At 56.4% G+C, this 23,759-nt stretch carries 36 protein-coding genes; 7 read left to right on the forward strand and 29 right to left on the reverse strand.

Going from position 1 to position 23,759, the window contains the following annotated elements:
* The first annotated feature begins 22 nt into the window (after positions 1-22).
* The 4 genes from J4P41_RS07230 to J4P41_RS07245 all read left to right on the forward strand — a co-directional run bounded on the left by J4P41_RS07230 (position 23) and on the right by J4P41_RS07245 (position 1,897).
* On the forward strand, positions 23-220 hold the full coding sequence (locus J4P41_RS07230; RefSeq protein WP_426066594.1) for a hypothetical protein: 198 nt from the start codon (positions 23-25) through the stop codon (positions 218-220).
* A 167-nt stretch (positions 221-387) separates the two neighbouring features.
* Positions 388-1,128 carry a DNA/RNA non-specific endonuclease gene (locus J4P41_RS07235; RefSeq protein WP_426066595.1) on the forward strand — a complete coding sequence of 247 codons (741 nt, stop codon included), beginning with the start codon at positions 388-390 and terminating at the stop codon, positions 1,126-1,128.
* Positions 1,129-1,190: 62 nt separating this feature from the next.
* Entirely contained in the window at positions 1,191-1,514 is a 324-nt protein-coding gene (locus J4P41_RS07240; protein WP_426066596.1) for a DUF3761 domain-containing protein, read from the forward strand.
* Between the two features lie 56 nt (positions 1,515-1,570).
* Positions 1,571-1,897 (forward strand): hypothetical protein, encoded by a 327-nt coding sequence (locus tag J4P41_RS07245; protein ID WP_426066597.1) that lies wholly within the window; start codon positions 1,571-1,573, stop codon positions 1,895-1,897.
* 39 nt (positions 1,898-1,936) lie between these two features.
* Here the strand turns inward: J4P41_RS07245 and J4P41_RS07250 are convergent, their stop codons facing one another.
* Positions 1,937-4,291, reverse strand: a complete 2,355-nt coding sequence (locus J4P41_RS07250) for a hypothetical protein (protein WP_426066598.1) — start codon at positions 4,289-4,291, stop codon at positions 1,937-1,939.
* Between J4P41_RS07250 and J4P41_RS07255 the strand changes: the two genes are divergently transcribed.
* Positions 4,290-4,847, forward strand: a complete 558-nt coding sequence (locus J4P41_RS07255) for a restriction endonuclease (protein ID WP_426066599.1) — start codon at positions 4,290-4,292, stop codon at positions 4,845-4,847. The two genes, J4P41_RS07250 and J4P41_RS07255, sit on opposite strands and share 2 nt — an antisense overlap.
* A 349-nt stretch (positions 4,848-5,196) precedes the next feature.
* Here J4P41_RS07255 and J4P41_RS07260 read toward each other — a convergent pair whose 3' ends face one another.
* From J4P41_RS07260 to J4P41_RS07340, 17 genes are all read right to left on the reverse strand, one after another.
* The gene (locus J4P41_RS07260) at positions 5,197-5,709 is read right to left on the reverse strand and encodes a hypothetical protein (RefSeq protein ID WP_426066600.1); all 513 of its coding nucleotides are present in this window, start codon (positions 5,707-5,709) and stop codon (positions 5,197-5,199) included.
* Between the two features lie 169 nt (positions 5,710-5,878).
* Positions 5,879-6,196, reverse strand: a complete 318-nt coding sequence (locus J4P41_RS07265; protein WP_426066601.1) for a hypothetical protein — start codon at positions 6,194-6,196, stop codon at positions 5,879-5,881.
* On the reverse strand, positions 6,193-6,618 hold the full coding sequence (locus J4P41_RS07270; RefSeq protein WP_426066602.1) for a hypothetical protein: 426 nt from the start codon (positions 6,616-6,618) through the stop codon (positions 6,193-6,195). Before J4P41_RS07270 ends, J4P41_RS07265 begins: the two co-directional genes overlap by 4 nt.
* A 3-nt stretch (positions 6,619-6,621) precedes the next feature.
* Positions 6,622-8,115 (reverse strand): phage tail protein, encoded by a 1,494-nt coding sequence (locus J4P41_RS07275; protein WP_426066603.1) that lies wholly within the window; start codon positions 8,113-8,115, stop codon positions 6,622-6,624.
* A gap of 3 nt (positions 8,116-8,118) precedes the next feature.
* Positions 8,119-8,388 (reverse strand): hypothetical protein, encoded by a 270-nt coding sequence (locus J4P41_RS07280; protein WP_426066604.1) that lies wholly within the window; start codon positions 8,386-8,388, stop codon positions 8,119-8,121.
* A 12-nt stretch (positions 8,389-8,400) separates the two neighbouring features.
* Positions 8,401-9,435, reverse strand: coding sequence for a hypothetical protein (locus J4P41_RS07285; protein WP_426066605.1), 1,035 nt, complete (start codon positions 9,433-9,435; stop codon positions 8,401-8,403).
* A 1-nt stretch (position 9,436) separates the two neighbouring features.
* Positions 9,437-10,120 (reverse strand): hypothetical protein, encoded by a 684-nt coding sequence (locus J4P41_RS07290; protein WP_426066606.1) that lies wholly within the window; start codon positions 10,118-10,120, stop codon positions 9,437-9,439.
* A 3-nt stretch (positions 10,121-10,123) separates the two neighbouring features.
* Entirely contained in the window at positions 10,124-10,525 is a 402-nt protein-coding gene (locus J4P41_RS07295) for a hypothetical protein (protein ID WP_023942238.1), read from the reverse strand.
* An 8-nt stretch (positions 10,526-10,533) separates the two neighbouring features.
* Positions 10,534-10,938 carry a hypothetical protein gene (locus tag J4P41_RS07300; RefSeq protein WP_023942239.1) on the reverse strand — a complete coding sequence of 135 codons (405 nt, stop codon included), beginning with the start codon at positions 10,936-10,938 and terminating at the stop codon, positions 10,534-10,536.
* Positions 10,902-11,150 carry a hypothetical protein gene (locus J4P41_RS07305; protein ID WP_426066607.1) on the reverse strand — a complete coding sequence of 83 codons (249 nt, stop codon included), beginning with the start codon at positions 11,148-11,150 and terminating at the stop codon, positions 10,902-10,904. The genes J4P41_RS07300 and J4P41_RS07305 overlap by 37 nt, the downstream gene beginning before the upstream one ends.
* Positions 11,150-12,520 (reverse strand): DUF4043 domain-containing protein, encoded by a 1,371-nt coding sequence (locus J4P41_RS07310; protein ID WP_211568436.1) that lies wholly within the window; start codon positions 12,518-12,520, stop codon positions 11,150-11,152. Before J4P41_RS07310 ends, J4P41_RS07305 begins: the two co-directional genes overlap by 1 nt.
* A gap of 85 nt (positions 12,521-12,605) precedes the next feature.
* Positions 12,606-13,187, reverse strand: a complete 582-nt coding sequence (locus tag J4P41_RS07315; protein ID WP_426066608.1) for a phage scaffolding protein — start codon at positions 13,185-13,187, stop codon at positions 12,606-12,608.
* 36 nt (positions 13,188-13,223) lie between these two features.
* The gene (locus tag J4P41_RS07320) at positions 13,224-14,711 is read right to left on the reverse strand and encodes a phage portal protein (RefSeq protein WP_426066609.1); all 1,488 of its coding nucleotides are present in this window, start codon (positions 14,709-14,711) and stop codon (positions 13,224-13,226) included.
* Between the two features lie 9 nt (positions 14,712-14,720).
* On the reverse strand, positions 14,721-16,028 hold the full coding sequence (locus J4P41_RS07325) for a phage terminase large subunit (RefSeq protein ID WP_426066610.1): 1,308 nt from the start codon (positions 16,026-16,028) through the stop codon (positions 14,721-14,723).
* Between the two features lie 2 nt (positions 16,029-16,030).
* Positions 16,031-16,543: a terminase small subunit gene (locus J4P41_RS07330; RefSeq protein WP_426066611.1), complete on the reverse strand. Its 513-nt coding sequence runs from the start codon at positions 16,541-16,543 to the stop codon at positions 16,031-16,033.
* 15 nt (positions 16,544-16,558) lie between these two features.
* Positions 16,559-16,906: a hypothetical protein gene (locus J4P41_RS07335; RefSeq protein WP_426066612.1), complete on the reverse strand. Its 348-nt coding sequence runs from the start codon at positions 16,904-16,906 to the stop codon at positions 16,559-16,561.
* Between the two features lie 58 nt (positions 16,907-16,964).
* The gene (locus tag J4P41_RS07340; protein ID WP_156472215.1) at positions 16,965-17,615 is read right to left on the reverse strand and encodes a hypothetical protein; all 651 of its coding nucleotides are present in this window, start codon (positions 17,613-17,615) and stop codon (positions 16,965-16,967) included.
* A gap of 135 nt (positions 17,616-17,750) precedes the next feature.
* Here J4P41_RS07340 and J4P41_RS07345 point away from each other — a divergent pair, with 135 nt between their 5' ends.
* Complete coding sequence (locus J4P41_RS07345; protein WP_426066613.1) at positions 17,751-18,338, forward strand: CatB-related O-acetyltransferase; 588 nt, start codon at positions 17,751-17,753, stop codon at positions 18,336-18,338.
* A gap of 99 nt (positions 18,339-18,437) precedes the next feature.
* On the opposite strand, the gene J4P41_RS07350 is transcribed toward J4P41_RS07345, so the two are convergent.
* The 9 genes from J4P41_RS07350 to J4P41_RS07390 form a co-directional block, all read right to left on the reverse strand.
* Positions 18,438-19,124: a hypothetical protein gene (locus J4P41_RS07350; RefSeq protein WP_426066614.1), complete on the reverse strand. Its 687-nt coding sequence runs from the start codon at positions 19,122-19,124 to the stop codon at positions 18,438-18,440.
* A 26-nt stretch (positions 19,125-19,150) separates the two neighbouring features.
* Positions 19,151-19,312 (reverse strand): DUF2256 domain-containing protein, encoded by a 162-nt coding sequence (locus tag J4P41_RS07355; protein WP_426066615.1) that lies wholly within the window; start codon positions 19,310-19,312, stop codon positions 19,151-19,153.
* A 57-nt stretch (positions 19,313-19,369) separates the two neighbouring features.
* Positions 19,370-19,555, reverse strand: coding sequence for a hypothetical protein (locus J4P41_RS07360; protein ID WP_211568453.1), 186 nt, complete (start codon positions 19,553-19,555; stop codon positions 19,370-19,372).
* A gap of 377 nt (positions 19,556-19,932) precedes the next feature.
* Positions 19,933-20,532 carry a hypothetical protein gene (locus tag J4P41_RS07365; RefSeq protein ID WP_426066616.1) on the reverse strand — a complete coding sequence of 200 codons (600 nt, stop codon included), beginning with the start codon at positions 20,530-20,532 and terminating at the stop codon, positions 19,933-19,935.
* A gap of 2 nt (positions 20,533-20,534) precedes the next feature.
* On the reverse strand, positions 20,535-21,350 hold the full coding sequence (locus J4P41_RS07370) for a winged helix-turn-helix domain-containing protein (protein WP_426066617.1): 816 nt from the start codon (positions 21,348-21,350) through the stop codon (positions 20,535-20,537).
* Positions 21,347-21,787 carry a hypothetical protein gene (locus J4P41_RS07375; RefSeq protein ID WP_062018199.1) on the reverse strand — a complete coding sequence of 147 codons (441 nt, stop codon included), beginning with the start codon at positions 21,785-21,787 and terminating at the stop codon, positions 21,347-21,349. The genes J4P41_RS07370 and J4P41_RS07375 overlap by 4 nt, the downstream gene beginning before the upstream one ends.
* Before the next feature lies 1 nt (position 21,788).
* On the reverse strand, positions 21,789-22,049 hold the full coding sequence (locus J4P41_RS07380) for a DUF2312 domain-containing protein (protein WP_426066618.1): 261 nt from the start codon (positions 22,047-22,049) through the stop codon (positions 21,789-21,791).
* Between the two features lie 8 nt (positions 22,050-22,057).
* Complete coding sequence (locus tag J4P41_RS07385) at positions 22,058-22,276, reverse strand: YdaS family helix-turn-helix protein (protein WP_062018194.1); 219 nt, start codon at positions 22,274-22,276, stop codon at positions 22,058-22,060.
* A 124-nt stretch (positions 22,277-22,400) separates the two neighbouring features.
* Positions 22,401-22,703, reverse strand: a complete 303-nt coding sequence (locus J4P41_RS07390; protein ID WP_211568457.1) for a hypothetical protein — start codon at positions 22,701-22,703, stop codon at positions 22,401-22,403.
* A 114-nt stretch (positions 22,704-22,817) separates the two neighbouring features.
* Between J4P41_RS07390 and J4P41_RS07395 the strand changes: the two genes are divergently transcribed.
* Positions 22,818-22,997: a hypothetical protein gene (locus J4P41_RS07395; RefSeq protein ID WP_426066619.1), complete on the forward strand. Its 180-nt coding sequence runs from the start codon at positions 22,818-22,820 to the stop codon at positions 22,995-22,997.
* 2 nt (positions 22,998-22,999) lie between these two features.
* Here J4P41_RS07395 and J4P41_RS07400 read toward each other — a convergent pair whose 3' ends face one another.
* Together J4P41_RS07400 and J4P41_RS07405 are read right to left on the reverse strand one after the other, a co-directional pair.
* Positions 23,000-23,416, reverse strand: a complete 417-nt coding sequence (locus J4P41_RS07400; RefSeq protein WP_426066620.1) for a hypothetical protein — start codon at positions 23,414-23,416, stop codon at positions 23,000-23,002.
* A gap of 105 nt (positions 23,417-23,521) precedes the next feature.
* Positions 23,522-23,758: a carph-isopro domain-containing protein gene (locus J4P41_RS07405; RefSeq protein ID WP_082778489.1), complete on the reverse strand. Its 237-nt coding sequence runs from the start codon at positions 23,756-23,758 to the stop codon at positions 23,522-23,524.
* Position 23,759 lies beyond the last annotated feature (1 nt).

Raw genomic sequence — 23,759 nt, forward strand, 5'->3', positions numbered from 1 at the left:
TCAGGAAACGCGAAAGGGCCCCATGTCTCGTAAGGATAATATCGTCATGCCATCTGATGATGAAGATGCTCTGATCAATCAGGGCATCTCTATGGATGCGGACAATCCGGAACTTACTGTCGCTGACATTCAGGCTATGTTGCCACCCGTGCAGGTTGTCCCGAGCCCGGTTGCAGTCAAGCGTATCCGCTCCCTTCGAACTGAAGCCGACTACGAGTAGGCACTGCGCGAGATCGAACAGTAGTTTGACAATGAGCCTGTTCGCGGAACGCCGAAGGCCGCCCGCTTTGATGCCCTTACGGCCGCAATCAACGAGTACGACAAGAGGTGCGACCTGTCTGACCTCACTTGAGATGGCAACGGCTCGAAACTGTGTAAGATGCTCAGATGCGCCGTACGCTCCTGCTTACCTTCCTGACCGTTGCGCCCGTATCCGCCTTGGCTGCGCCTGCATGCACCGACGTGAGCCCAAACGGACAACTTCCCACGCAATCAAATGCAGGCCCGGTCCTGTGCAATCAGTTCTACGCCACCCAGCAGTCGCTCGAATATAAAGAACCCCTTTGGTCCACTGAGCACCTGACGGAAGAGGGCGTTGAACAAGCTGAGAAACTACAGGGAAGGGCAGCCTTTCACGCCGATCTGCGGCTCCCACTTGGACAGCGCGCCGAACTGACTGACTACAAGCGGTCCGGATGGTCACGAGGCCACATGACGCCAAGCGGGGACGCCTCAGACAAGGCCTCCCGCGCCGAGACATACGCACTCTCGAACGTCGTGCCGCAGTCCATCGCCCTGAATACTGGCCTATGGAACAAGATTGAGCGCGATGTGCGCAGCCTGGCCGCCAAAGATGGCGAGGTCTTTGTCGTCACCGGACCAGCGTTTCGCGGCGATGCGGGAACAATCGGCCAGGGCCACGTTCGTATTCCAACTTCGATCTGGAAAGCGGTTTATGACCCGTCGGAAGGAGCAGTCGCGGTGATTGTCTGCAAAAACGTCTTCCAACCAACATGCGGGCAGGTGCCTATTGAAGCGCTGATCCGCGTTACCGGCGTAGATCCATTTCCCGGCACCGCAACGATAGAAAAGAACAAACATTTAGTTATCGAAGGCTGGCCGAAGTAGCTACCCAAGGTAATTGACTCGAATCCAAGACTAGTGCGCCCATCCATTACGGAGGGCTAAATATGTCTCGGTTACGGTGTTTCGTTAATAAGTCGTTATACGCTTTTGTTATTGCAACAGGACTGTTCGTAACAACCCCGACAGCCCAAGCATTCCAGCCGCCACAACCAAAGCCGCAGGTGACAAAACCCTCCCAAGACGTCACCCTCCTGGACGGCGGCCACTACACCAACGTGGACGGCAAAAGCATCCACTCCCCAAGCCATACGACGGGCAACCGCGTTCCTGCCGGGGCTTCAGCCAAATGCGGCGATGGCTCATACAGCTTCAGCACGCACCATCGCGGGACATGCTCGCATCATGGTGGGGTGGATGAATGGCTGTAGTTTGACCGGACTCCATCTCAAATGCTCCGCTCCTTATTTGTTCAAGGAGCGGACTTATGCCCGAAAAAGAGAAGCCCAAGATTGGTTACGATACCCCTGAAGAGGCCAAGGCATCGCTTGAGCGCTTTCAAAAGCGTGTCGATGCTGGTGAGCCGATTATGCAGTACGTTATTGACCAACCCCTGAGGATTGGGGCGGGACAATCAGGAGAGCTGGTAATCGACTGCCCGAGCATGCAGTTTGTTGGGACGGACCAGGCTTCTGTCGTTCGGACCCTAATGACGAAGGAAGCAGTACAAATGTTCTTCCATTACATTCGGGAAGCTGAAAAAACTCAGGGGCCAATCTGGTCAGAAGCTCCCAAGCCTCGGGTGATGGACTGATCATTCCCGGCATAGTCATTTCCTTTGCAGAATTTGTCATCACCGCCCCCCGCTAACCCCCGGTAAACTCACGCCAGCCCACGAATCATACATCCCGTTGCTGGCCCGGCTTTCTTTCTGCGCGTTTGCGGTCATCTTGGCTTCAATGTGCGGGACCAGAACGGACGCCACCTGCTGGCCGCCGATCTGGAGGTTTACCTGGATGGGCTGGCCTGACTGTGTAGCTTTTTCCGACGTATGGAAGAGCTGGAATGGATCAAGTTTATCCTTCCACGTCAGGTGGTAGTTAGGGTTGTCGTACCCGTATCGATGGTCGAGGCCTCTAGCTTGATTGGCTAGAAGGTGAGTTCCTGTTGCCGTAACCGCCGCAGTAGCTCCCCATGGGCCTGCGACACGGCCGCCAACTGCAGCACTCAGGCCAAGCTCCCAAAGCCATGAAGGCACGATCGATACCGCTTTACTTATCAGCGTAGCGGCCCCAACCATGCCCTTGGCAAAATCTCCTATCTGCCCTGCCATTCGGCTCATGTCAGTTGGGTGGGCTGCCATGTACGCTGATGTGTTGTTCAGTGCGTCCGTCAAGCTGTTCAGAACCTTGATTCCCGGCCCCTGAGCGAACTGCCCAAGCGAAAACTCAAAGCGCTCCCATGCAATTTCTGTCCGCTGCTGCGCAGCTTTTGAGCCTCCCTCCAATGCATTAACCGATGCTGTGGCATTAGTCCTTCGAGCCGCAGCAGCCTGTCTGGCAACATTTCCGCTTGCTCCGTAGGTCTCATTAACGAGATCCGAGACGTTCATGCGCTGGATCATTCCGAGCAACTCCGGATGACGGGGAAGCAGGGGAGCAATATTCTGCGTAATCCAACCGATTGGATCTGAGTATAGCTCCTGTTGACCTTTGAACTGACCATTTCGACCGACAAGGCCAAGACTCTGGAAATATTCAAAGTCGGCATTTTTCATGCGCGGATGAAAGCCGCCAAAAAGGTTTTCAAGAGACCGCACCTGCATGCCGGCCTTGGCAGGGGCGATGTCGATAAAGTGGGCGAGATTGAACATGCCCGTATCGCTCATCTGCTGTGCCGCAGCACCTGCTGAGCGGCTGAACTGAAAGAAATTCTTCCCCTGCATGAACTGCCGATTGGCGAAGATCATTCCCATAGCGGAATCCGTGGACGCATTCGCGCGTCCTGCATCGAACTGCCCTGTAGCGGGATTGTAGAATCGATTTGAGATATCCTGCGCCCGAACAAAGTTCGCACTCTCTCTGAGCGCAGCTGGCCCATCCTTTCCAAGAAGCTGAAAAGAGCGATCAACACGGCTCAAGATATCTGCGATCGCAGGCACTTCGCCCATCCGTCCACCCGACAAGTCGTAGGCTTCTGACACAAGCGTGGCTGAATCTGGGGCATTGATATAAGGGTTTGTCCGTCTGATGCGATCAGCTTGTGTACGCAACGCGGCAATATTCACCTTTGGGTCGCCAGACATAGACAAGAAAGTCTGATCATAGGCTCCAGCCTGCTCAAATCCAGAACTCAGGACGTGCCAGCCAAGATAGCCAGCGAACATTTCAGGCAATGTGAGGACATGATGTTCACGGGGAACGCGCATGCTCCCAAGTGCGCGCGCTCCAGTCATCGCCCCAGATCGGGCAGCTCTTACAGCTGTTCGGGTGCCTCTGCGCATTCGAGAAAGGCGAGACTCTCGAGGCGCTTCGCCATCAAAAAAAGGTTCGTCAAAGTCATGCCATCCCTGCGGTCCATAGGGCGCGCCATGCAGCGCGAAATCTGGCCGATATCCGTTATCGTAGATCGTGTCTGCTGCGCTCGGCTGTGAGCGATAGGTATTCCTGTACTTGAAGTTCAGGTCGCCGGAGCCCGACGCCCCAAAGCCTGGGATGACAGCGACGCCGGTTCCAGGCGCTCTGGGAGCGGGCAACAATAGCTGAGGACGTCCTGGCAGCCCTTCAGCCGCTGCGGGGAACGGCGTGACGTAATTTCCAGTAGCGACAAATGAAGGAGCCCGCTGAGCTGCGGTTGCTGCGCTTAATGCCATATTGGCCGCTGAAGGCCGACTGGAAGTGCGGGTTGAAGTTCCCTGATTGCTACCTGTCGAAGCACTACCAGAAGAGGCCGAGGCCTGACGAAACCGCCCAGAGGCAGACGCTACATCCCGAGCGGCTTTTGCGGCACGTTCCAAATCAGACGCCAGCCCACCAGCGAGCCGACGAGCGCCACCGAGAGACGAAACCATGGAGACAAACCCCATGTTCACATCTTTCTGGCGCTCAAGAATGCGATCCATTCCACGCAGCATCTCGCCAATTGGGCCAGAAACCTTCGTTGCATCCGCGACAAAGGATACGCCGATCTGATAGGCTTCGATGCTCATGATGATTCCTAACGTGAAAACAGGCTTGGATTTCGAGCGATACTGTTTTGATCAACTCCAAATTCGTGGCTGGAGCGTTCGCCACATTGGCGCTGCTGGAGATTTTGGCTGCGACCTTCTGGCGACCACTGGAAAGTCAGTCGTTGCGATCCAATGCAAATATTACAGCAAGCCTGTCGGGCCAAAATGCGTGCAGGAAGTCTTCGCCTCGCTGCATTATCACCGTGCGACCCATGCGGCTGTCGTTTGCAACTCAGGGTTTACGGCGGCATGTCGAAAATTAGCCGCGGCCACCAAGGTGGCTCTGGTCGAAGCCGACAATCTTGGATCTCTTACAGAGAGGCTTGGCGTTGATGCAGACGGAATCAGGAGAACACCAGGCGTCAAACGTGCGTGCATTCACTGCCGCCAGCCCATACGCGTTCCTCTAGAGGGAAAGGCGTTGAGGTTGAGATGCACACTCTGCTGGGAAGAGGGAATGTATGACCGTGACGGAGGTGAGCCTCTTCCCACCAAGCGGTCCAAAAAAAAGCCGCCCTGTGAGGGCAGCTTCTAAGAGAAGATTCAGGCTCTTATTGTGAGAATCCTGGATTAGGATGGGGCTTTCCAGGCGGGTAGACCGGCTCTCCAGTCTCCGGGCAAATGTAGATATAAGGTTTCACAGGACAAGAATCATCCGCTGCATGCGCAGCGGGTGCAGAGATAAGGCTGCCCGCAGTCAGAGCAAAAAGAAACACTTGAAGCAGCAAGATTCTTTTCTTCATGACGTTCACTCTCTGAGTTGCTGTTTGCCGCTCATGACGACAACCAATTCTGGTCACAGGTTTTCGAGTCTATGCAACAAATAATGTCTATTTGTTAACGAATATGACCAACACTCGGATTCCGCTTTAGACGCAAGGCCTTCAAATCTCATCTTCATCAAGGCGCATATTCGGCAGCGGCCTTCCCTGAAGCACTCGAACAATAACCTTGGCTATCCCCTGAGCCACACAATCCTCATTTCGATGCGCTGCGACCGCCAATTCGGGGCGAGGGGGCTGATAGTTGGTCTGTTCCAATCGACCCATCTCGAACACAACGGCCTTGATGTCGTCCGATCCGATAGAAGCGTGAACCCGCAAAGCCGGTTCTGACACGCGTGTCCCGTAGCTGTCGCGCATGTCGCCCGTCCGCAAGCCGGGATCGTCTGGGGTAAATCCCTGGCGAATACGGTCATCAATCGTGCTGTCAGCCAATGACGCGGTAGGCAACCCACTCTCTGGCCCATCGAGGTAGTGACCAAGCTGAGCCTGCGTCTCGGTTTTGATCCGGTCTGCACCATCCTGCACGCCGCGATGAACGGCAGCGGGAAGGGCGGGCAGCACGCGTTCACGCATGAACTGCTGAAACGAAGCAATGTCTTTGAACTGCCTCATCCGCCCCTCCGATGGAATGTCATGGTGTCCCAGTCGCACACTTCGCCGTTCATTTCCCGGAGCGCCACGCAAGCGGCCATTCTCCGGGCATTGGACCAGCCTTTAGCCACGTCCCACGCTATCCCGTGGTCTGCCAGAAACAGCAGCTCCTGAAACAGCGGGGACCGGCTCAGTTTTTTGCCGTGTCTTTCGCGGCCTCGTCGGCACCTTCAGGCGAGAGCATCTTCTGAAGCTCAACGACGCCAGTGTTGCCGATCTTGCGCGCCAATTCTTTCACCTCATCTTTGGTGGAAGGAAATTGAACAGGAACGCCATCCACGCTCGTGACGGTAGCAATCATCTGCGCATAACCAAGCCATGCACCCGCAGCCGCACCCGACATAGCCGAACCAGCAGCCTCGATGAGATCCAGCATATCGCCCGGATCGATCTCCTTGAGTCCCAGCTTGCGGCCATCAGGGAGAGTGATTTCAGAAGGAATACTCACGAGATTTTTGTCCTGGTTGAAGCGAAGAAGTTACAGGTCTGATGAACCATGCCCTCGGCCTGCCACGGGTCAGTGGTGAGGGAGAACGACACACTGGAGAACTCCCACGTCGTTGTGGTGCCATCAGGCTCTCGGACGTACTGGTAGATCTTGCCAGTATTGATGGTTCCGGCGTTCCAGAAACTGCTTTCGATAGCCGCCACCAGATTATCCAGACCCGCATTGGCTCGCGCAATCTGAAACGAGCCGCGCCAGCCGTTCGGTGTGTTGAACTCGACCGGTGTGGAATTAAGCGGGTCTGCGCGCTGCTGGCGCACTTCCTGATTGGCCTGAAAGCGCGTGACGTCTCGCAGATCAACGCGAGTGCCATTCCAAAGCAGGGTGATCCGGCAATCCCGGCCAATACTATACGGATTTGCCATCACTTAGCTCCCGCTGCTGGTCGTGACAGTGACGGTCGTTCCGCCCTGCAAGTTGACGATGAATTTCTCAACGATGCCCTGATACCGAACGGCTACGTCAGCCTGGAGATAACCAAGCGCAGTCCGGTCCTGCGTGTTGTTCGAGGTATCGCAAACAACCGTGTAGGGGATTGCTCCGCCGTAAAGACCCAGCAGTCCTGCATCAAGCATCGTCTTCAGGAAGCCGAGCAGCGTGGCCCGAACGTCTCCGAACAGATCGTCGTTGATCACCTCGCCGATATAGACGCCCATTCCAGTGGCAAGCGTTTCGGCAATGTAGTTGGTCAGGCGCGTGTAATTGTCGCCACTGACCGCCGCGCTGGACGACGTATTGTGGCCCAATCGGCACGACCAGTACGAACCGCCCGGAGAAGGGTTGGCGATGACGTCAATCCCGACCCCGAACAGCGCCGTCAGTTCCGCGTCGGAATACGTCAGCGCCTGACCGACGGATGTGAGGCCTGATTTCTGGCTCCCGACAATTCCGGCCAACGCCTTGTTAAGGCTTGACTGCTCAGGCGACAGCGCGGCCAGCTTACCAGCAGCAAACAGGGACGGCGGAACCAGCATAATGCCATTCGTGTCGTCGTTCCAATATAGCCAGTCGCCGTGCATGACCTTTAGCGAGTAGGAGCCAGTCACGCCAGCGGAGGCAAGACCCGTCAAGGCGTTGGCAACAGACATGCCGGACACAAACGACGTCACCATGTATGTGCCTTCGCCAAGGCCATACTGCTGCTGGGTGGTCCACGAAGACGTATCTGTCAGCCCGGCAAGGAGGCCGATCGCGCAGCCGGTATTACGCAGCGCATACATGCCTGTCCGGTTTGCTGTACCGTCAGTCCCGAGAAACTGAGTTGTCGTTGGCGCGCCGCCATCGGATCCGCCTGAGAACGTGACAGTGCCAGCAGCCAGCGCAGGGACCGTGCTTGGAACAGTCGCAACCACCAGAGCGGACGCGTCTGCAACGAGAGCGGCTGCGATTTCTGTCCAGGTTGTGCCCGTATAGCTCGATGTTCCGAACGTTGCATGGGAGACAGTCAGGACGTAATTGCTCCCCGATCCCGCTACGAGTGTTGCCGTGATGGCGTTACCGGCCACGCCAGTGCAGACCGCAGTAAGCCCGACCGTTCCAAGCGTCCCTGTAGCTGCTTTGTCAGTGCCATCTGTCACGCGAACGCAGCGGAAATCGCTGGCACCCTGTAGCAACGCCACATTCACAGCAACGCCGATATTCGTGGCTAGAGCCTGCTTGGTGCCAAATGCGGCCAGATAGTCGCCCATGCCGCCGATGATGACCGGCTTGCCGACTGCGCCCCACGAGGCCGTACCGACAACGCCGAGACGGTTGGAGGACACGCCGTTGATGACAGTCTGCGGCTGAACAATCTGCACGTACATGGCAGGGACAGTCAGCCCCGTCGTGTTCAGCGAACCGGCCTGATAAATTTTAACCACGGATTATTCTCCTGAAACCGGAACGGCGTAATTGCGGATCTCTGGATCGTCCGTGGTGGAGATCTGCTGACCCACATCGAACCCGTAACCTCCACTGACAACGACGTAGGTCACGGCAGTGGTGTCAGACCCGGACGTTGCCGATCCCGTTGCGTCAGAGGACGTTCCACCCGACGTCACGGCAGTGCCACCGCTCGTCACCGCCGCACTAGACGTGCTTGAACTAGCGCTGGCAGAAGACACGCTCCCGCCAGACAATACTGTCTCGCTCATGTTTTTTTCTCGCTATTGGGGGAACGCAGCCAGATTGCCGCCAGCGTCCTCGATCACGTTCCCAGCCGCGTCCATCGCCAGGCCGGAGTAGGGCTGCTGTGCCAGCAACACGAGGTTGCCCGCCGCATCCAGATAAACTGTCTCGAAATTGTCCGTGAGAACGCCCGTTGTCGGCAGGACTGAGCCGAACGAATGAAGCGCCAGACCCGCATGCGTTACGACGTTGTTGTTCCCAATGCCCCACAGCATCTGAGGCGCGGCCTGTGTCTGGACCGTGTCGTAGGTCACTTTCCAGAGCAGGTCGCGGCGGTAGATGCTGCTTGTTTGTTGGGTGTCGACGTCCTGGGCGCCCGCAAACTTGATCTGCGAAAATGTGCCGTCCGTGTTCGGGATGAACCATTCCGCCGAAGCTGCGGCTTCAAGAGCGGACCCGAGAGCATCACGCCCTTTCCACGAGCCAGACCAGAGCGAGACCCGAAACAGTGTCTCCTGTCGTCGTGTAACTCGCTTCTGTGTGCCAATCCCGCCTGTCCGCGCGATGATCTGACGGGCATTTGGCACGATGACCGTCGCCCCACGCGGGTAGGCTTCTTCGACCTGCTGAGCTAGCGCCATAGCGATCGTAACGGCCGTATCATCAGCTGTGACAGCGTACGACACAGACGTTGCGTTTGGCGTGTCACTTCCGTCCTGAAACAGGATCTGAGCGCCCACGATACCAGCAGGCGTGACATCATCCGGGATCGACACCGTCAGAGTGTTGTCGTCCACGGCGAGGATCACCGTGCAGCCCGAAATAGAGACCGTCCGCCACGGGTAATCCAGCGCGCTATCAATGCGCTTGTAGCTGGATCCCATCGGCATGACAGTGACGTAATCAACGCCCTTACTGAGACCGCACGCCCCAGTCTGATCAGAGGGCAGCAGCCATCCGCGCCGGATAATTGTGCGTCGCCCGCTGATGGATGAGCCTGTCAGGCCATTCGGGTAAACCAGACCAGCCAGCGTCATCGCCAGTGCGGTAGAAGTCGTTCCGATATCTGCCACGTCACACCTGCTGAACGCGCATGAGGCATTTCGTCCCGTATTGCGAGACTTCAACGCCCTCGATCACATAGGAGCGCCCCAGATCGTCAGTCGCCGTCATATAAACCTGCGGGTTAAATCCGGGCATGACTGGCAAGAGAAGCTGATAGACCGCAGCCTTGATGGCGCCCGGAATAGAGCTACCAGACGCCTCGCCGCTACCTTTTAGCAGGATGGAGCAGGGCCACCCTGAGGCCACGGCAGACGCACTACCGCCTCCGGATGTGCCGTAATCGTCCTGATACCCAGCCAGCGGGCAGGCGGACGAACTCTCATCCCCCGTCGCGCCATCCCCTGACGACGCATTCCCAAACAGGGAAATCGTTCGGTCACACAGGATACACAACGGCGGCTGGAACGCCTCGAAACGAGCAACAAAATAGTTCTCGCCGCCCGTGACAAGAATATCCCCGGCCTGCACGTCCGTCGTATCGAACAGCCCGAACACAGCGGGTTTTCCCCACAGCGTCGGAGCCTTGAACGAGAACCCGGCATCGTTGTTGAACGCTGCCAGAAACGACGCGTGCGGCGAGGCGAGGGGATCAATCAGGCTCGTCGGACGATACTGGATCGTCTCAGCCCCGATGCGCTTGGCAGCCTTGCCGTAGCCACGCGCCGTCAGGGCCTGCAATCGAGCCTGATCCATGGGTTATTCCCCTTCGGGCTTATCGGGTGGAGGAATCTCAGGCGCCGGTTCTGGCTCAACCTCTTCAGGAGTACTGACCGGCACCGCTTCCGGCACAACTCCCTCATGATAGGCTGGCTGGCCCGGAGAAAGCGCGGTCGTGCGTCCCTCTGCCGGCGTCAGGTTCCCCTTGCTGTCCACAAGGTGGCCGACGGCAGCATTGGAGCCCGTGACGCGGATCACAGTCTCGCCTTCAAGTGGAACATTCCCCGGCTTAGCCTCTGCAACGTCACCGAACGGGTGCTTCAGGTGATCGTAGGTCTGCGCGATAGCCACCACGAAGCCGTCCCGGATATGAGCCCAGGCAGTACGCGGAATGGCGTAGCCGGTCGCGGTCGTGATGACCGGATCGTCAAGATTTTCCATATCTCACCTCAGATGATGATTTGAGAAGACGAGTTTTGCAGGTCAGGTCCTGGCAGTATTCCGAGGAACCCGCAGAGGCGACGACGCCAGAGATCGTAAAGTCCCATCCGGTCCGACACCTCGTTGCGATTGTGCTGCCAGACAGCAGCCCTGTCCGTGTCGAGATTGTCAGACGCCCCGAGAATGGCCGTTTCAAGCGGATAAAGCTGAGACAGATAAAGCCGGACCTGCTGCAATTCCGGAGCGGCAAGATTGTTCATCCGCCATTCGTTCTGCCCATACGCCTCGAAAAAACGCCACGATGACCGGCCGGACGCATCGGACCCGATTGCGGGATAACCGAGAAAGCGGCGAATGTCCGTTTTCTCGGCATCCGTCAGTGGTCCTGTGGTGAGGCTGGCACTTCCAGACATTCAACAGGCTCCCAGTTGGCCCCGCGCTCAATCAGTAGAGCAATCGTGACGGGATTAGTGACAACCTCACCCGCTTCCCAGTGAAACACGCCTTTGTTGTGAACTGCCTCAATGAAGCCGTGCGGCGATGTTAGACGAATTGAAGGCGGGAGAGGGGGAGCGTCACTACTTCCCCCTATGGTTGCCGCCCTGACGTTAGGACGGCGGGCCATTACAGTGTCTCGATCACAACGCCACGCTTCAGGTAGCTGTTGCTTGCCGTAGGAATGACAGTTGTGCTTGCCGTCACGTCCGTAGGCAGCGCGAAACCGCCGATCCAGTACCATGACTGCGCAATGATCTGACGCAGACGATCCAGCGGCTCACGAGTGACCATAGCCACACTGTCCACCATCTCGATCAGCGCGCTATCTGCATCCGGCAGATCGGAATAACCGGTCCCCTGGAAGTTGCCCTCAACAAGAGCACCCTGACCCAGAACCAGAGCGCGGTGGATTGCGCCTGCGCCCAGAGAAGTCTGCTGCGGGGCTTCAGTCGTCGGAATGAAGCGAGCACCGAGCAGTTCAATGATCGTGCCGTCGCGGTAAGCCTCGGACCCGTAAGCGCCGCGATACAGGTACTTGAAGTCTGGATCACGAAACAGCCCGCGAAGCTGCGAATTGTCCAGATGAACGTGATACGCCCCGTCAATCATCGGCACATTGTTGTTCTGAAGCTGTGCAACAGCCTGATTGATGCAATCCATCGTTAGGTTGTCGCCCGGAACCCAGTTCGAAGAGCCATACGTTCCAGTTGGGGCAATCAGTCCTGCCGTGGTTGTGCGGGCGTTGGGGCGCACAACAAGAGGGGCTGTGGCCGCGATAACTGGCTGTCCTTCAGCTCCATCAGACTGCGCCACATTCCCAGAAAATGTGAGAGTGCCAGAGATGCCGCCCGGGGCGGTCGAGACGTTAGTGGCGTCTGCCGTGGCACCAGTCAGCGTATAAGCCTCTGATCCGACAGTAACGGTCATACCCGTGCTGCTGCCAACGCCAACTACCTGCCCGTTGTAGATGACGCGTTCAAAGCCGCGAATATCGTCCACCGCCACAGATGTCCCGGCTGCCGTAAGTGCTGTCCGAACACGAGTGTTGCCGCCCAGATACCCCCCTACGCCATTGTTGGCACCGCCAAACAGTGCGTTGCGTGCAAGGCGGTCCAAAGACTGCATGGCCTGAATACCGTTCCGGTTGGCATTGACCAGAAACTGGCTGGCGATACCGACGCGGGACGTGACCATGTTCAGGTCAATCGTATCGCCATACTGATTAAGCGTGAGAGAGAACTGCTCAACATCCCACGGCGTAGAAGTCAGGCCGTTATCGAAGTTGGTGTTCTGCGTGGGATTCATCGGCGTCGTGACAGGAGCCTTGAGGCCTGCACGGGTTTTGGTGATTGTCTCACCGATGCCAACGCTGAAAGTCTCGCGGTCTGCCGCCGCACGAAAGCCAAGCTTGGACTTCAGACCATTCTCAAACTCGCGGGCCAGAAAGCCCTGCTGAATGGCGGCCTGAAGTTGGACTGGAAAATTCTCAATACCCATTTGGGCGTGTCCCTGTGTCTGTTGATTCTGATTACGTGCCATCAGGCACAGTCACGCCGAGCATCAGCCAGGCGGGGAAACTCGATTACTTGGAGGCGAGGAACTGGCGCTTCTGCGCTTCATAGTCCTTGCCATCCATCGTGCGGGCATTGACTGGCTCAGATGCCCCCGGCTTAGGAGCAGGGGCAGTGATCGTCCGCCCCTGTTCGGCGCCCGTTTTCGGTGGCTCACCAAAAAGATAAGCACGCTCCGTTTTCGCGGCCTCAAGTGCCTCTGTCAGCCCTTCGAACTTGCCATCTTCACCACGCTTGACCGCTGAAAGATCGACCAGCCGAACCACATCAGCGGGGTTATGCGCGCCGAGCCGGGTAGCAAGCGTTTCTGCCTGCGCTTCCATAACAGCTCGCTCACCAGCAGTTTTAAGCTGCGTCAACGCCGCTTCGTGATCTGCTGTGGCCTTTTCCGAGGCCGTCTTGGCTTCCGCGAGTTGCGCCTCAAACGCATTCTTCTGGGTCTCCAGCTGGCCCTTGAAGCCGTCGCGCTCTTTGCGGGCGCGATCAACGTCCGCATGGGCATCTTTCAGTTCCGCTCGGATCGCCTTGATATCAGCGCGCGCGCGTTCAAGCTCTCGGACCATGTTCGGGTCGACGGGGTTTTCTTCGGACATCAGTCCCTCATGTGGATTACGGCATCAGCCGCGTGATTACGCTGTCACCTGATGGGACAGGGTCTTGCCGGCGTTGCTGTCTTTGCGGGTCGTTTCAGCACTTTTAGCTAAACGGGTACCCTTGGACACTTCATCGCGGATCTTCGCCCACTCTGACGCAGCATCAGCAATGCCAATGCGGGCTGAATAGATCGTGCAAGCCGTTTCGTTGCTGATCAGGCCGCCATCAACGGCTGTGACCAACCCTTGCGCCAGCTGGAGCAGTTCAGGCTCGGTTGGCGCAAACCACGGAGGCCAGTGCAAACCGATCCCAGACGGGTCAAGGTTCGTGACGGCCGTTCCGTCGATCTTGAGGCCATCGTTCACAGCGTGCGTAAACTGACAGATCATCCTGAGCAGATCGCACAAGCCCGCTCCGTAGGACTGCCGAAGACGATCAGCCAGCCAGATCAGCGGCAGGCACATCATCTCCATCGCGCGGCCCGACTGCGCTGCACTGATCTTGTCGGCATGCGCCCGGTTTCCATGGAGTTGCTCAAGCACGATAGCCCGCAATTCCCGGTAATGCCCGAGAACCGCCTCAGCCGCGTTGCCGTTGATCTCCAGCAGCTTCGCATCTCCCTCGGGCGGGAGAGTCAGAGCCGATGAAGCGCCACCTTCACGAGCTGGTCCGCCAGGCATGGCACCCGTCTTGAGAACAAGCGTCGGGTCGGAACCGTATTTCAGGCCACGTCCTGCCTGAGACAGGAGATAATCCGCCTCAATGACCGTATCGATGGCGCGTTCAAACGTGCAGTCTCCATCGGGATCACCGAGACTGCCGCCAAGGTTCCGGATCCACACGATCGGTACGAAACCAAGCCCATGACGAACCGAACGGCTTTTATCCCGCTCGCCCGGGGCATCGGCGGATACCGGCCAAGGCGTGAGGATCTCGCAGTCGTCGGCGGTCCATGTCCGCTGCCACCAGTGGTCAACGGCCATTCGGTCTTCGGGGATCGCAAACCCTTGAGCTGCAAGATCACGACCTTTGACGGTGTATCGCTCACAGACGGACGTCAGCTCACCGTTATCCGAGCCCCAATGTGGGGTTAGAAACGCCGTATCAAGCAGCGTCAGGCGAGGGATATTCTCCGCAACTTCCGCGAGAATGGCGACAGACCCAACCGAACCCTCAATGGCAGCTTGATTGAAGAGCTGTTCCAGGCCTGCACAATGAGAAAACGCTGTTAGGACCTCAACTGTCTCAGGACTATTCGCAACGAAAGACGGCCAGTGCGTATCCCCGAACAGCAGGGAAACGCTGTCCTCTACAACGGTTCGGCACATGTTCGTTCGTACTGATGGGCGACGGCGGGAAAGGGGGATATATTCACCAGCCCCGCTACGCTCCGTGGCGAAGTCATTCGGTATCCTGTCGTACTGCGAACAGTTCAGCACCCGCCGCAAGGCCAGCAGTCGCCCGCATCGTGCCGGTTGCCCTTTCGGGTCCGGATACGTGCTTTTGAGAGATAGCCAGTCCATGACTTGCCCTTAACGGCCGAGAGAGAATGATGTTGGCTGCCAGGCGGCAGGACCGATCTGCTTTTCAAGCATCAGTTCAGTTAAGCCCCAAACCAGAGCATCAGCCCGGTCAGGTGATTTCGAGCCCTGATAGCCAGCCGCAGAAAACTGGCACATTTGGTCCTCAAGGTCGGGAAAGCGCCCGTGATGAACAACCTTGCCTTGCTCATAGAGTGCCGCCACAGGCTCAGCCCGAGCAGCCTTGCCGCGCGATGCCGTCACCAGCTTCACCGGCGCAGTCGGTCGAACTGCACGGATTGTGTTCTCCACCATCGCGCCGCCAAAATTCTTCTCGGCAACGATCCGGTCGGCTTTCCAGAGATCCAAGGCATCCAGAGCGGCTTTCGCCCACTGAGCAGGGCCCATGCGCCCCGTCAGATCGGCAAGAACGCGCCCCACGCCGTCACGGTCCAGCCCGCAAACGGAAATCCCAATCTCATCAGAACGCTTGTCTTCCTCGCCAGCACAACCCGACGGATCAACCGACACAACAATGCGCTGCATCCGGGAGAGTATTTCCTCCCGGTTCGCATTCGTTACCTGAGCATCGCGCTTGATCCGGTCCAACGTCCAGAGAGCGCCTTCAATGGCGGTCTGGTAGTTGCCATGGAGGAAGCGTTGCCGCTCTTTCTCAGGAAGCCCCTCAAGAAAGGCCAGATATTCCGGCGTCAGATTATCCCGGTTTGCGTCCGGGTTGATCTGCATCGTCGCATACGCCTCCGGGTTCGGAAGCGGCTGCCCGGATTTCGGCTCGACCTTGCGTTCGAATACCCCGTACAGCCAGTGAGACGTCGTAGGCGGGTTGGCGTCGATGTACTCTTTTGGCGCCAGGCAGGTTCTCTGAGCAAGACGCGTTAGCAGCATATTCCGAGCCGCATAACTGATCTGGCTCGCCTCGTTCATGTAAACGGTGGCGAATTCCAGACCGAGGATCTTTTCCGTCCGGTCTGAACTGTCCAGCCCGTGAAACAGGATCTCTGAGCCGTTGGGAAACCGAACGTACCAGTCAGTCTGGTTCAGCGTGTAAGGCAGATCCGGAAAACAGAGGCGCATCACCTTCTTGAAGGTGTCGTTGATGACCGTCGCTTTGAGGGCGTTAAACCGGTGCCTGAAAATTCCATGCCGTGAACCGGGGGCTTTGACCGCCCGGATCACAATAGCCCGCACCAGTAGAAACGTCTTGCCGGAGCGAGAGCCGCCACGGAGCAGAATATGCGTCGCGGGCGAACCCAGCAGCCGGTTTGCTTCAGCCTGCGCGGGGTTCAGCTTTGCGACCATACTTACAGCGCGTCGTCGTCCGATGTGATGGTGATGCCGATTTCTCCGGACGTCTCAAGCTTGTCTTTGAACATCCCGAGATGCCGTCCGAGTTGAGTAAGTGCGCCAAGCTTATCCCAAGACTTAATCTTGGCGACGTGCTCGACCTCTTGCCCCTGCGTACCAGGAACGGGCTTTACCACCACCTCAATCGAGGAAATCCGGGCCGCAGCATACTCATCCATGTCTTTTGGATGCTTGAGAGAACCATTTTCTGAGAAAATATCGCGAATGTCGCCAAAGCCAAGCTTGGCCAACTCTTGCAAGACCCGGTCCTGAGTAATTTCCGTTCGCTTGGAGCGACGCCCTTGCGCCTCAGAAATCGCATCTTGAATTTCTGGTTTCTGGAGGTTTTCAGAGCCGATCTTAGCTGCCGTCTTCTGGCTGTACCCGGCACGCAAAGCAGCCTGAGTTGCATTCAGATCGACAAGGTATTCCTCAACGAACCGCGCCTGCTTCGGCGTTAGGTTCGCCATTGTTCGCTCCGGACTTTAGAGAATTTCACAGTCGCATGGGGAATGCCGCATTTCAAAAGCCCGAGCCTGAACCTCTTTCGAGATCCCCACCTGAACCTGCGCCATCAAAGCACCAAACGCCAATCCGCCAGCCAAAACGACAGACGAGACCGGAACGCCAAACGGCACACACCTGATTACATAACCGCTATCAACCTGAAGGCTGAGCGCTTCAAACCAATCCAGCGCCACATCGGCACGATGGCGAGGGCAGGGACCAACCTCAATCGGGCAAATCGCAACGCTCCGATCAGTGACCGGGGCTACGAGATAACGCCCATTACGCCACCACACCACAGATCCAGTCTGGATGGGTGACGGCATGAGTTTGATTGTCCAGTGATGACGCTAGGCGCAGGTGTCGCAGCGTGAAAAAACAATCTCACATCTGTGACACAGGTACAAGCACTTTCTCCGCCCTAAGCTCAGCTCGTCGTTGACTGCGCTTGAGCTCGTAAAATTCAGTGAGTTGCTGAAGAACATGCGCACACCGGCCCGACACTTTGTGGCTCGCCTGCGCGCGACTGACACCCGGATAAAGCAGGGCACCCATTGCCGAAAGCGACAGCTCCTGAACCAGCATCCAGTTCAGGATCTTGAACGAGCAAAGCCCAAGCGAGTTAGACACTTCCCGAAGATGAGCGCTCGCACGCCCGCGAAAGATCAGCCACGAAACAGCGTCGTGTTTCAGCGCTTCTTCCTGCTCAACGTGCCGCCGCTCAGAAACGGGCAGGGCTTCGAAATAGCCATTGCGGGCCAGGTCATATTCCCGCTGCCATTTCTTGGCAGACGCCACATCATCGCCGGTAATATCGCCAGCCAGGTGAAGCGTGTTCACGACAGTAGCTTTCGCGCGCCGAACCTTCTTCCCAGATCCGACCGTCTCATAATCGGCCTTCGCCACCCGCTCAGGCGTAGGCGAATTATCCTCTGCTCTCGGCAAAACGAACGCCGTTTTTCGCGTCTGTTTGGGAGTGGAAAACTGGCGGATCGTATCGCCGAGTCCGGCGCGGGCATTCGGGGATTTTTGCATTGCAGAATCATAGTACAGGCTAAGCTGGCTGTACAAGGACAAAACGACACGATGATTGGCGAACATACCCATTGCGCTCAACCCATTTAGGGTGAAGACTTTCGTTGAGACCCTGTAACTCCACAGGACATTGTTATGTCATTTGGGAACAACGCATTTTCTGCGCTGACGCACTTCGCCCTCGCATACCAAATCGCAGAGTGGGGCTGGGTCGTTGGCCCGCACACCTATGGGTCTCCATTAATCCTGGAAGCTGGGGAAGCTCACCTCACAATCGGCGACTACTGCTCCATCGGGCCAAATGTCACAATCGCTTTGGGCAATCACCGCGCCGATCTTGTGACGACATATCCGTTCAAAACTCTTTCCCAGTTCTGGCCGAAAGCTGAAGAAGGGGAAGGGGACCATTCATCGAAAGGCGATGTGGTCATCGGTAACGACGTCTGGATTGGATCTGGCGCAACTATCCTCTCTGGGGTCACGATAGGCGATGGAGCAATTGTTGCGGCTGGTGCGGTCGTGACCAAAGATGTCGCCCCCTATGGCATAGTAGGAGGCAACCCGGCCAAGCTGCTCAAATTCCGCTTTTCTGAAAGCGTTATCGCACGATTGCTGGCTCTGGCATGGTGGAACTGGTCGGAGGAGGTTCTTCAGGAGCGCGTGAAGGATCTTATGAATGGGGATATAGAGGCGTTTTTGGAGCGGTACGAGTCAAACGATTGACTACACAAAAAACAAAATCAGGTTGGGCGTACGACTGCTGCAAGTGCGGGAAGATTATATATTTTATATAGAAATACGAAATTAATTAATATTGAATTATTAATAAGTTATTTTTAATTTTTCTTCTATCTTATTCCAAAATTCTCTATTTTCTAAATTAATTAAATTGGAAAATATTTCCTGATACTTTCTATATTGATTATATACAGTAAAGAATATATTTTTTTCACCATCATTTAGTGATGAAAAATCTAAATTTCTATACGTCAGTTCATAATCTATAAAATGCCATAGTAATTTTCCTGTTTCTAATTCGTTCCATGCCATGGGTGAAACAAGGGATTTAAAGACTATTTTTGATGTGCCTGCTGTCGTATCACTTGATACGTTTTTTATAATCTCCCCCATTTGTATGTAGTCACCTATGTAATTTGAGGGAAACCCCATGTTAGCCACGGACTGAGATGAAGCGCCAACCATTGAATTAAAATTTGAGTTTATTGAATCAGAAAAATACCGAGAAACATCTATTAAAGCGCCAATCTGACCTGAGTCGTTTTGCTTCTGAGCAATTTTGTAAGCAAATACTCCGACGCCAATCGTAGCGATAGCGCTGATAAATGATGCCCCTGCAGAAACCCAAGAAGATATTGAATCTGCAGAATCATTCCAGATTATAAAAACCATTACAAAGACAGAAACAATGGAAATTGGAATCGAAAAAACAAGTGAGAAGAATTTGATATAGCTCCACACATTTTTTTCTTTAATTTTTTTTATTGGCATTTTTTGTCCAATCTGTTCTTCAATTTCTAATTGGCGCCTTTACACGCCTTGGAACAATATCGAACCTGATCCCAGTCCTTCGCCCACTTTTTGCGCCAAGTGAACGGACGCTGACAGACGGGACAGACCTTCGAGGGCAGATCCCGCTTGGCTGGCTTGCGCTCGATTTTTCCTTTACCTCGCGCCATCAGAGCTAACGCCTATGTCTTCGGACAAGGCGGCCTTACGAGGCCGCCTTGATAAAATTACCCCCAAGGGCGCTGAAGCTCAGGAAACGCTTTCCCGGTTTTAATCTCGGAAATCCTTCCAGGATTGACGTCAAAATCAGCCGCAATGCGGTTCTGATATTCCTGCGTCGCAAGACGTGCGATGATAATCTGCGCGTCCAGATCGGTCAGTTTTCGTGAGGGTTTTCGGTTACTTTTGGCCATATATGCGGTCCTTTTGTGTGAAAAGAACCGCCTTGACCGATGCTTGTTGAATAACGCATAGAGTACGCGCTACATACGGATGAGCATTTCCACGGGCGGTTCTGACGCTTGTGGAATTGAAAAGGGCGGGACGGGAATCCTGCCCTTTTCTCGTTTCTGGAGCCTTTGTAACGCACACCAAAAGCTCGTGCAACGTATTTTGCCGCACAGCGCGTTTTCCAGCTTAGGGTCGGATACCTCTATCGGATAATTTTAAAGCACTCTACGGACAACCTCGCGGCTCTCAGGGTGGTTTTAGGACTGATATCGACCCCATCGACCTTATCGGGGGCTTCATCCGTTCGTCCGCTACTCCTGAAGTGGCACATTCGGGGTTGTCACCCAAGTTCTTCCACACCTTCGGCAAGCGCCTGTCTGGCCATCCGGGCAGAGCGAACAACAGCGGCGATTTCGGCATCGGTCGGCTTGGATCGCTCGCGCTGCTCAGGAGGCGCTTCGACCATCGCAAGCATGGTCTTGAGCACTGAAACCTCGTCCCTGATCCGCTCGGCAAAGGGCCGAAGGTGAGTGTGCAGCTCTCCGGGTGCTGGCCAACGCGAACCAACCGGGTAGCCGTTCCGGTCCGGCTGACGTGTCCAGGCCAAGCGGCTCTCCGGGTTCCAGGCTCCGGCAGGGATATCGCCACAGACCTCGAAAATCACTTCGGCCAGATCGCGGGACAGTTCTGTTGGAGCGTTCGTGACCAGCTTCGTGAGCTTCATCAGCCACGACGCCACGACAACCGGGGTTGGGGGCAGGGAAGCCCGTTCCGCGTCGGCGAGCTGCTTGCGAATGGCACAGACACGATCCGGCGTCAGATCGGACCGCCAGAGATACCCTTCGCGCTTGGCTGCAATCAGCGCTTTCAGGTCGCCGGTGGCGGGCGTGTAGGTCGGGGCAAGGACGACGGCCCCCGCGCTTTTGGTCGCTATGCTCATGCTCAAACCCCCTCGATATCGGGCACGCCAGCCCATGCGGCGTTGACCGCAGCTCTGCGATCAGCCTGCGTGGGACGGGCTGTTGGCCGAATGTCCTGGTCTCGCCTGACCCAGTTCCGCCAGGTTGCATCCCAATCGGCTTTGCGGCCCTTGGGATCAGGAACACCAACCCAATAATCTCGGAAAACTGCTGCAGTTCGCTCAGGATCGACGCCGTTGGCTTGAGCGAACTCGACCATTTCCGCCGAAGGTCGCCAGTTGGCGGCAAGCCGGGAGGCCCGTTTCGATTTTTCCGATTTCGGATTTTGAGCGCGCTCGCTCTCGAACGTAGTGAGAGAGTGTATATCTGCTTCTGTATCTGCTTCTGCTTCTTGGTGTTTAAGGGTGGGGGTTGCCTCTTGGTTAAGGGTGGGGGTTAACCCCTTGTCTTCTTCAGGCTTAACCTTAGTTGCCTTCTTTGGTTTGATCTGGGGATTACCCCCTTTCTTACCGTTGGCAGATGCTTCGTCGCTGATAGCCTTATCCCTGACCATGCGGCGGCTATAGATCGTGCCATCGTCTGAACGGCTGAAAACTCCGTTTTCTTCAAGTTCAGAAACGTGTTTCGATGCCTCACGTTCTGAGCACCCAAGCACGGCTGCAAGCTGCCGCATATTGGGAGCACGACCATTCACCAAGAGGTGTCCGACCGGATTTGCATCTGCCATCAGGCACAGAATTTCGATCCATGCGCCACGCGCTGCGAGGGAGCACATTCTCAGCGCAGGATCACGTTGCCAGTCTTGCCACCAAAATTTTGCCCATCTACGCGCGCTCATGCCATCACCTCCGCATCTACAATTTCAGTGATCGTCACGACCGTCTTCTGCTCGCACAGACGACACTTCACACCCCGCACTTCGAGCGTGAGATGCTTCGGACCATCGTCCACGACAAACCCCAGCCCGCGCTTGTTCTTGATGCGCTGGCGAGCGCCTGGCGTCCGGACGGTCAGCGGGCGCGGTGTGGTCAGGCAGTCGATCAGACGCTTGGCAGAACCCACTAGATTGTCTGTGTCAGGCGTTCCAACGGAGTGCCGCTCGATCAGGACGTGAGCCCTGTCGAACGGCGCAGAAGGCCGCAGGTGATAAGCTACAGCCGCGACTTCACGTTGCATCTGGTTCTTCTGCCTCGCCGCCGTGAAATGGCTGTAACCGGTCGTGCGGTTCACGAGAGGGTAAGGCGCGGGAAGAGTGAATGAGATTGTCCGGGTCATCTCACATTCCCAGCGCACGACGGTAGATATCCAGCAGCGTTTCCTGCTCTTCGACCTCGGCAGGCTCCTGCTTGCGAAGGCGGATGATCTGCTTGATGACCTTCACGTCAAATCCGGCAGACTTCGCTTCCGAGAAGATATCCTTGATATCCCCGGCCAGAGCTTTGCGCTCCTCATCCAATCTTTCCACTCTCTCAATGATTGAGCGGAGACGGTCGGCAGCAATACCGCCCTCAGAAACGCCGGAATTGTGGCCTGTCATGTCTTGTGTCATCTGTTCTGGCCTCTCATCGGGCGGATCGTTTCAATCACGACGTATCCGAGGGCGTTCAGCACCCGTTTGCGTGAGTCTGTACGGCCGTTGTTCACGGCCTGGGATATGTCGGACTGGGTGATGCCGAGGCGGCGCGCGAGGGCGTGTTGACCACCCGCCATCTCGACCGCATCCGCGATTATTGATCGCGCTTCTGTAATCGGTAGGTCGGTCACTTGCGCAACTCCTCTTCCGCCGCTCTCAGGGCACGCTTCATCTTGTCGGCCCACGTTTCCCAATCGAACCAAGAGACGTGCAGGCAAAGCACATGGCATGACGGCGGAGGGCCAGCCTCTCGCTTCAGCCAAACAAACCGGCGTCGCAGCCGGACTTTGAACCAGGGCATGTATCTGCTCCTCGTGCGTGCTGGCGTTCTGCAACCAGCATCAGCACCTCGTTTCTGAGGTTTTCGGACGAGGCCATCAGCTCAATCAGCGCTTCCGCATCGGGCGCATTTTTGTCTGACAGCCAATTACGTGCAGCACGGGGCGTTTTCTTCGCAGCCCGCGCCAGCATTTCGGCTCCTGATCGAAGGGGCATGAACTCACGCCGGATCGCTTCAAGAAGTCGGTCGCGGACGGGCGCAACGATAACGGCGCTCATTCGCGGAAACTTTCGGTCAATAATTGGCAATTTTCGGTCGAGATTTGCCCGATCATTTCCCACGCTTTTTCTCCATTCTTCGTCATGTCACTGAGCGAAGAGGAGAAACCGCAGATGGAGGACATGCCGCCCCAGACACCACAATTGGAACAAAACATTGACGAGCCCGTTCTGGCTCGTGGCCTGATCCTGCAGGCGCGAATATGGGCTACTCTGCACCGCGGCATGTGCCAGGAAGTCAGAGACCACATCGCGCTTCGCGTTGCTGAGGAGTTAGGGGCGTGCATCGGGTGAGGTCAGCCGAACACGCCGATAAGCGGGCGAGGGATGCGATTTCCGAAGATGGCACGTCCCGCTTCAACCGGATCGGCGCCAGCTTGAATATCGCGGTCGAGCTTCGACAGCACGCTGAAAGAAGCTAACCCGCCAATCCACGTGGAGGCCGCCTTTTTGGCCTGCACCTTGGCATGTTTGCGCAGCGCATCCCGAACGGCCTTTTCCTGATGCGCTTTCCGGATCTCCGCGTCAGTTTTCGCCGTCCTGGTGCGGACAGTCTTCACGCCGCGCACTTTCATCGCGTCTCGAACTGACCATTCAGAGCAGCCGTATTTCAGGCCGATCTTTGCAAAAGAAAGACCTTTACGGCGCATTTTGAGCACGTTTTCGGTCTCAACGTCCCAATTAACGCCAACCCGCTTGCCATGAGCTGCCATCACTTCATCCCCCGAAACGGAGCCATGAAGGAAGGGATCACGCAGAGGGTGACGAGCATGGTCATGCCCGCGCCAATCGTTATAAACGCGCCGATTGTCTGGAGGTCAGGCATGCGCTGGCTCCTTGGTGGGGCGCTTGGCGCGCGTGGGGAGTGGTGGAAGGCAGGCCTTCAGCAGTTCATCAAGAGAGATGCCTGTGACATCTGCGATTGCAGGAACCCGGCTTGCCGGGATGCTTCCCTTGCGCTTCCACGATTGAACAGTGGAGGGCGAAAGTCCGAGCTTACGAGCGAGTGGGCGAGTGCCCCCATGCTCCTCGATGATGACGAGTGCTTTGGTCATG

Origin of the sequence: Gluconobacter sp. NFX36, from assembly GCF_049887835.1 — a bacterium.
GTDB classification, from domain to species: domain Bacteria; phylum Pseudomonadota; class Alphaproteobacteria; order Acetobacterales; family Acetobacteraceae; genus Gluconobacter; species Gluconobacter japonicus_A.

Excerpts from the sequence above, each read along its gene's own strand:
- J4P41_RS07315 (WP_426066608.1), bottom strand. The coding sequence starts at position 13,187 with ATGTCCGAAGAAAACCCCGTCGACCCGAACATGGTCCGAGAGCTTGAA.
- J4P41_RS07335 (WP_426066612.1), bottom strand. The coding sequence starts at position 16,906 with ATGCCGTCACCCATCCAGACTGGATCTGTGGTGTGGTGGCGTAATGGG.
- J4P41_RS07250 (WP_426066598.1), bottom strand. The coding sequence starts at position 4,291 with ATGAGCATCGAAGCCTATCAGATCGGCGTATCCTTTGTCGCGGATGCA.
- J4P41_RS07390 (WP_211568457.1), bottom strand. The coding sequence starts at position 22,703 with ATGAGCGCCGTTATCGTTGCGCCCGTCCGCGACCGACTTCTTGAAGCG.
- J4P41_RS07295 (WP_023942238.1), bottom strand. The coding sequence starts at position 10,525 with ATGGAAAATCTTGACGATCCGGTCATCACGACCGCGACCGGCTACGCC.
- J4P41_RS07325 (WP_426066610.1), bottom strand. The coding sequence starts at position 16,028 with ATGGTCGCAAAGCTGAACCCCGCGCAGGCTGAAGCAAACCGGCTGCTG.
- J4P41_RS07300 (WP_023942239.1), bottom strand. The coding sequence starts at position 10,938 with ATGTCTGGAAGTGCCAGCCTCACCACAGGACCACTGACGGATGCCGAG.
- J4P41_RS07360 (WP_211568453.1), bottom strand. The coding sequence starts at position 19,555 with ATGGCCAAAAGTAACCGAAAACCCTCACGAAAACTGACCGATCTGGAC.
- J4P41_RS07400 (WP_426066620.1), bottom strand. The coding sequence starts at position 23,416 with ATGGCAGCTCATGGCAAGCGGGTTGGCGTTAATTGGGACGTTGAGACC.
- J4P41_RS07395 (WP_426066619.1), top strand. The coding sequence starts at position 22,818 with ATGGAGGACATGCCGCCCCAGACACCACAATTGGAACAAAACATTGAC.
- J4P41_RS07350 (WP_426066614.1), bottom strand. The coding sequence starts at position 19,124 with ATGCCAATAAAAAAAATTAAAGAAAAAAATGTGTGGAGCTATATCAAA.
- J4P41_RS07405 (WP_082778489.1), bottom strand. The coding sequence starts at position 23,758 with ATGACCAAAGCACTCGTCATCATCGAGGAGCATGGGGGCACTCGCCCA.
- J4P41_RS07290 (WP_426066606.1), bottom strand. The coding sequence starts at position 10,120 with ATGGATCAGGCTCGATTGCAGGCCCTGACGGCGCGTGGCTACGGCAAG.
- J4P41_RS07340 (WP_156472215.1), bottom strand. The coding sequence starts at position 17,615 with ATGCAAAAATCCCCGAATGCCCGCGCCGGACTCGGCGATACGATCCGC.
- J4P41_RS07320 (WP_426066609.1), bottom strand. The coding sequence starts at position 14,711 with ATGGACTGGCTATCTCTCAAAAGCACGTATCCGGACCCGAAAGGGCAA.
- J4P41_RS07310 (WP_211568436.1), bottom strand. The coding sequence starts at position 12,520 with ATGGGTATTGAGAATTTTCCAGTCCAACTTCAGGCCGCCATTCAGCAG.
- J4P41_RS07240 (WP_426066596.1), top strand. The coding sequence starts at position 1,191 with ATGTCTCGGTTACGGTGTTTCGTTAATAAGTCGTTATACGCTTTTGTT.
- J4P41_RS07245 (WP_426066597.1), top strand. The coding sequence starts at position 1,571 with ATGCCCGAAAAAGAGAAGCCCAAGATTGGTTACGATACCCCTGAAGAG.
- J4P41_RS07255 (WP_426066599.1), top strand. The coding sequence starts at position 4,290 with ATGATGATTCCTAACGTGAAAACAGGCTTGGATTTCGAGCGATACTGT.
- J4P41_RS07375 (WP_062018199.1), bottom strand. The coding sequence starts at position 21,787 with ATGACCCGGACAATCTCATTCACTCTTCCCGCGCCTTACCCTCTCGTG.
- J4P41_RS07330 (WP_426066611.1), bottom strand. The coding sequence starts at position 16,543 with ATGGCGAACCTAACGCCGAAGCAGGCGCGGTTCGTTGAGGAATACCTT.
- J4P41_RS07230 (WP_426066594.1), top strand. The coding sequence starts at position 23 with ATGTCTCGTAAGGATAATATCGTCATGCCATCTGATGATGAAGATGCT.
- J4P41_RS07260 (WP_426066600.1), bottom strand. The coding sequence starts at position 5,709 with ATGAGGCAGTTCAAAGACATTGCTTCGTTTCAGCAGTTCATGCGTGAA.
- J4P41_RS07270 (WP_426066602.1), bottom strand. The coding sequence starts at position 6,618 with ATGGCAAATCCGTATAGTATTGGCCGGGATTGCCGGATCACCCTGCTT.
- J4P41_RS07345 (WP_426066613.1), top strand. The coding sequence starts at position 17,751 with ATGTCATTTGGGAACAACGCATTTTCTGCGCTGACGCACTTCGCCCTC.
- J4P41_RS07355 (WP_426066615.1), bottom strand. The coding sequence starts at position 19,312 with ATGGCGCGAGGTAAAGGAAAAATCGAGCGCAAGCCAGCCAAGCGGGAT.
- J4P41_RS07235 (WP_426066595.1), top strand. The coding sequence starts at position 388 with ATGCGCCGTACGCTCCTGCTTACCTTCCTGACCGTTGCGCCCGTATCC.
- J4P41_RS07365 (WP_426066616.1), bottom strand. The coding sequence starts at position 20,532 with ATGAGCATAGCGACCAAAAGCGCGGGGGCCGTCGTCCTTGCCCCGACC.
- J4P41_RS07280 (WP_426066604.1), bottom strand. The coding sequence starts at position 8,388 with ATGAGCGAGACAGTATTGTCTGGCGGGAGCGTGTCTTCTGCCAGCGCT.
- J4P41_RS07380 (WP_426066618.1), bottom strand. The coding sequence starts at position 22,049 with ATGACAGGCCACAATTCCGGCGTTTCTGAGGGCGGTATTGCTGCCGAC.
- J4P41_RS07305 (WP_426066607.1), bottom strand. The coding sequence starts at position 11,150 with ATGGCCCGCCGTCCTAACGTCAGGGCGGCAACCATAGGGGGAAGTAGT.
- J4P41_RS07370 (WP_426066617.1), bottom strand. The coding sequence starts at position 21,350 with ATGAGCGCGCGTAGATGGGCAAAATTTTGGTGGCAAGACTGGCAACGT.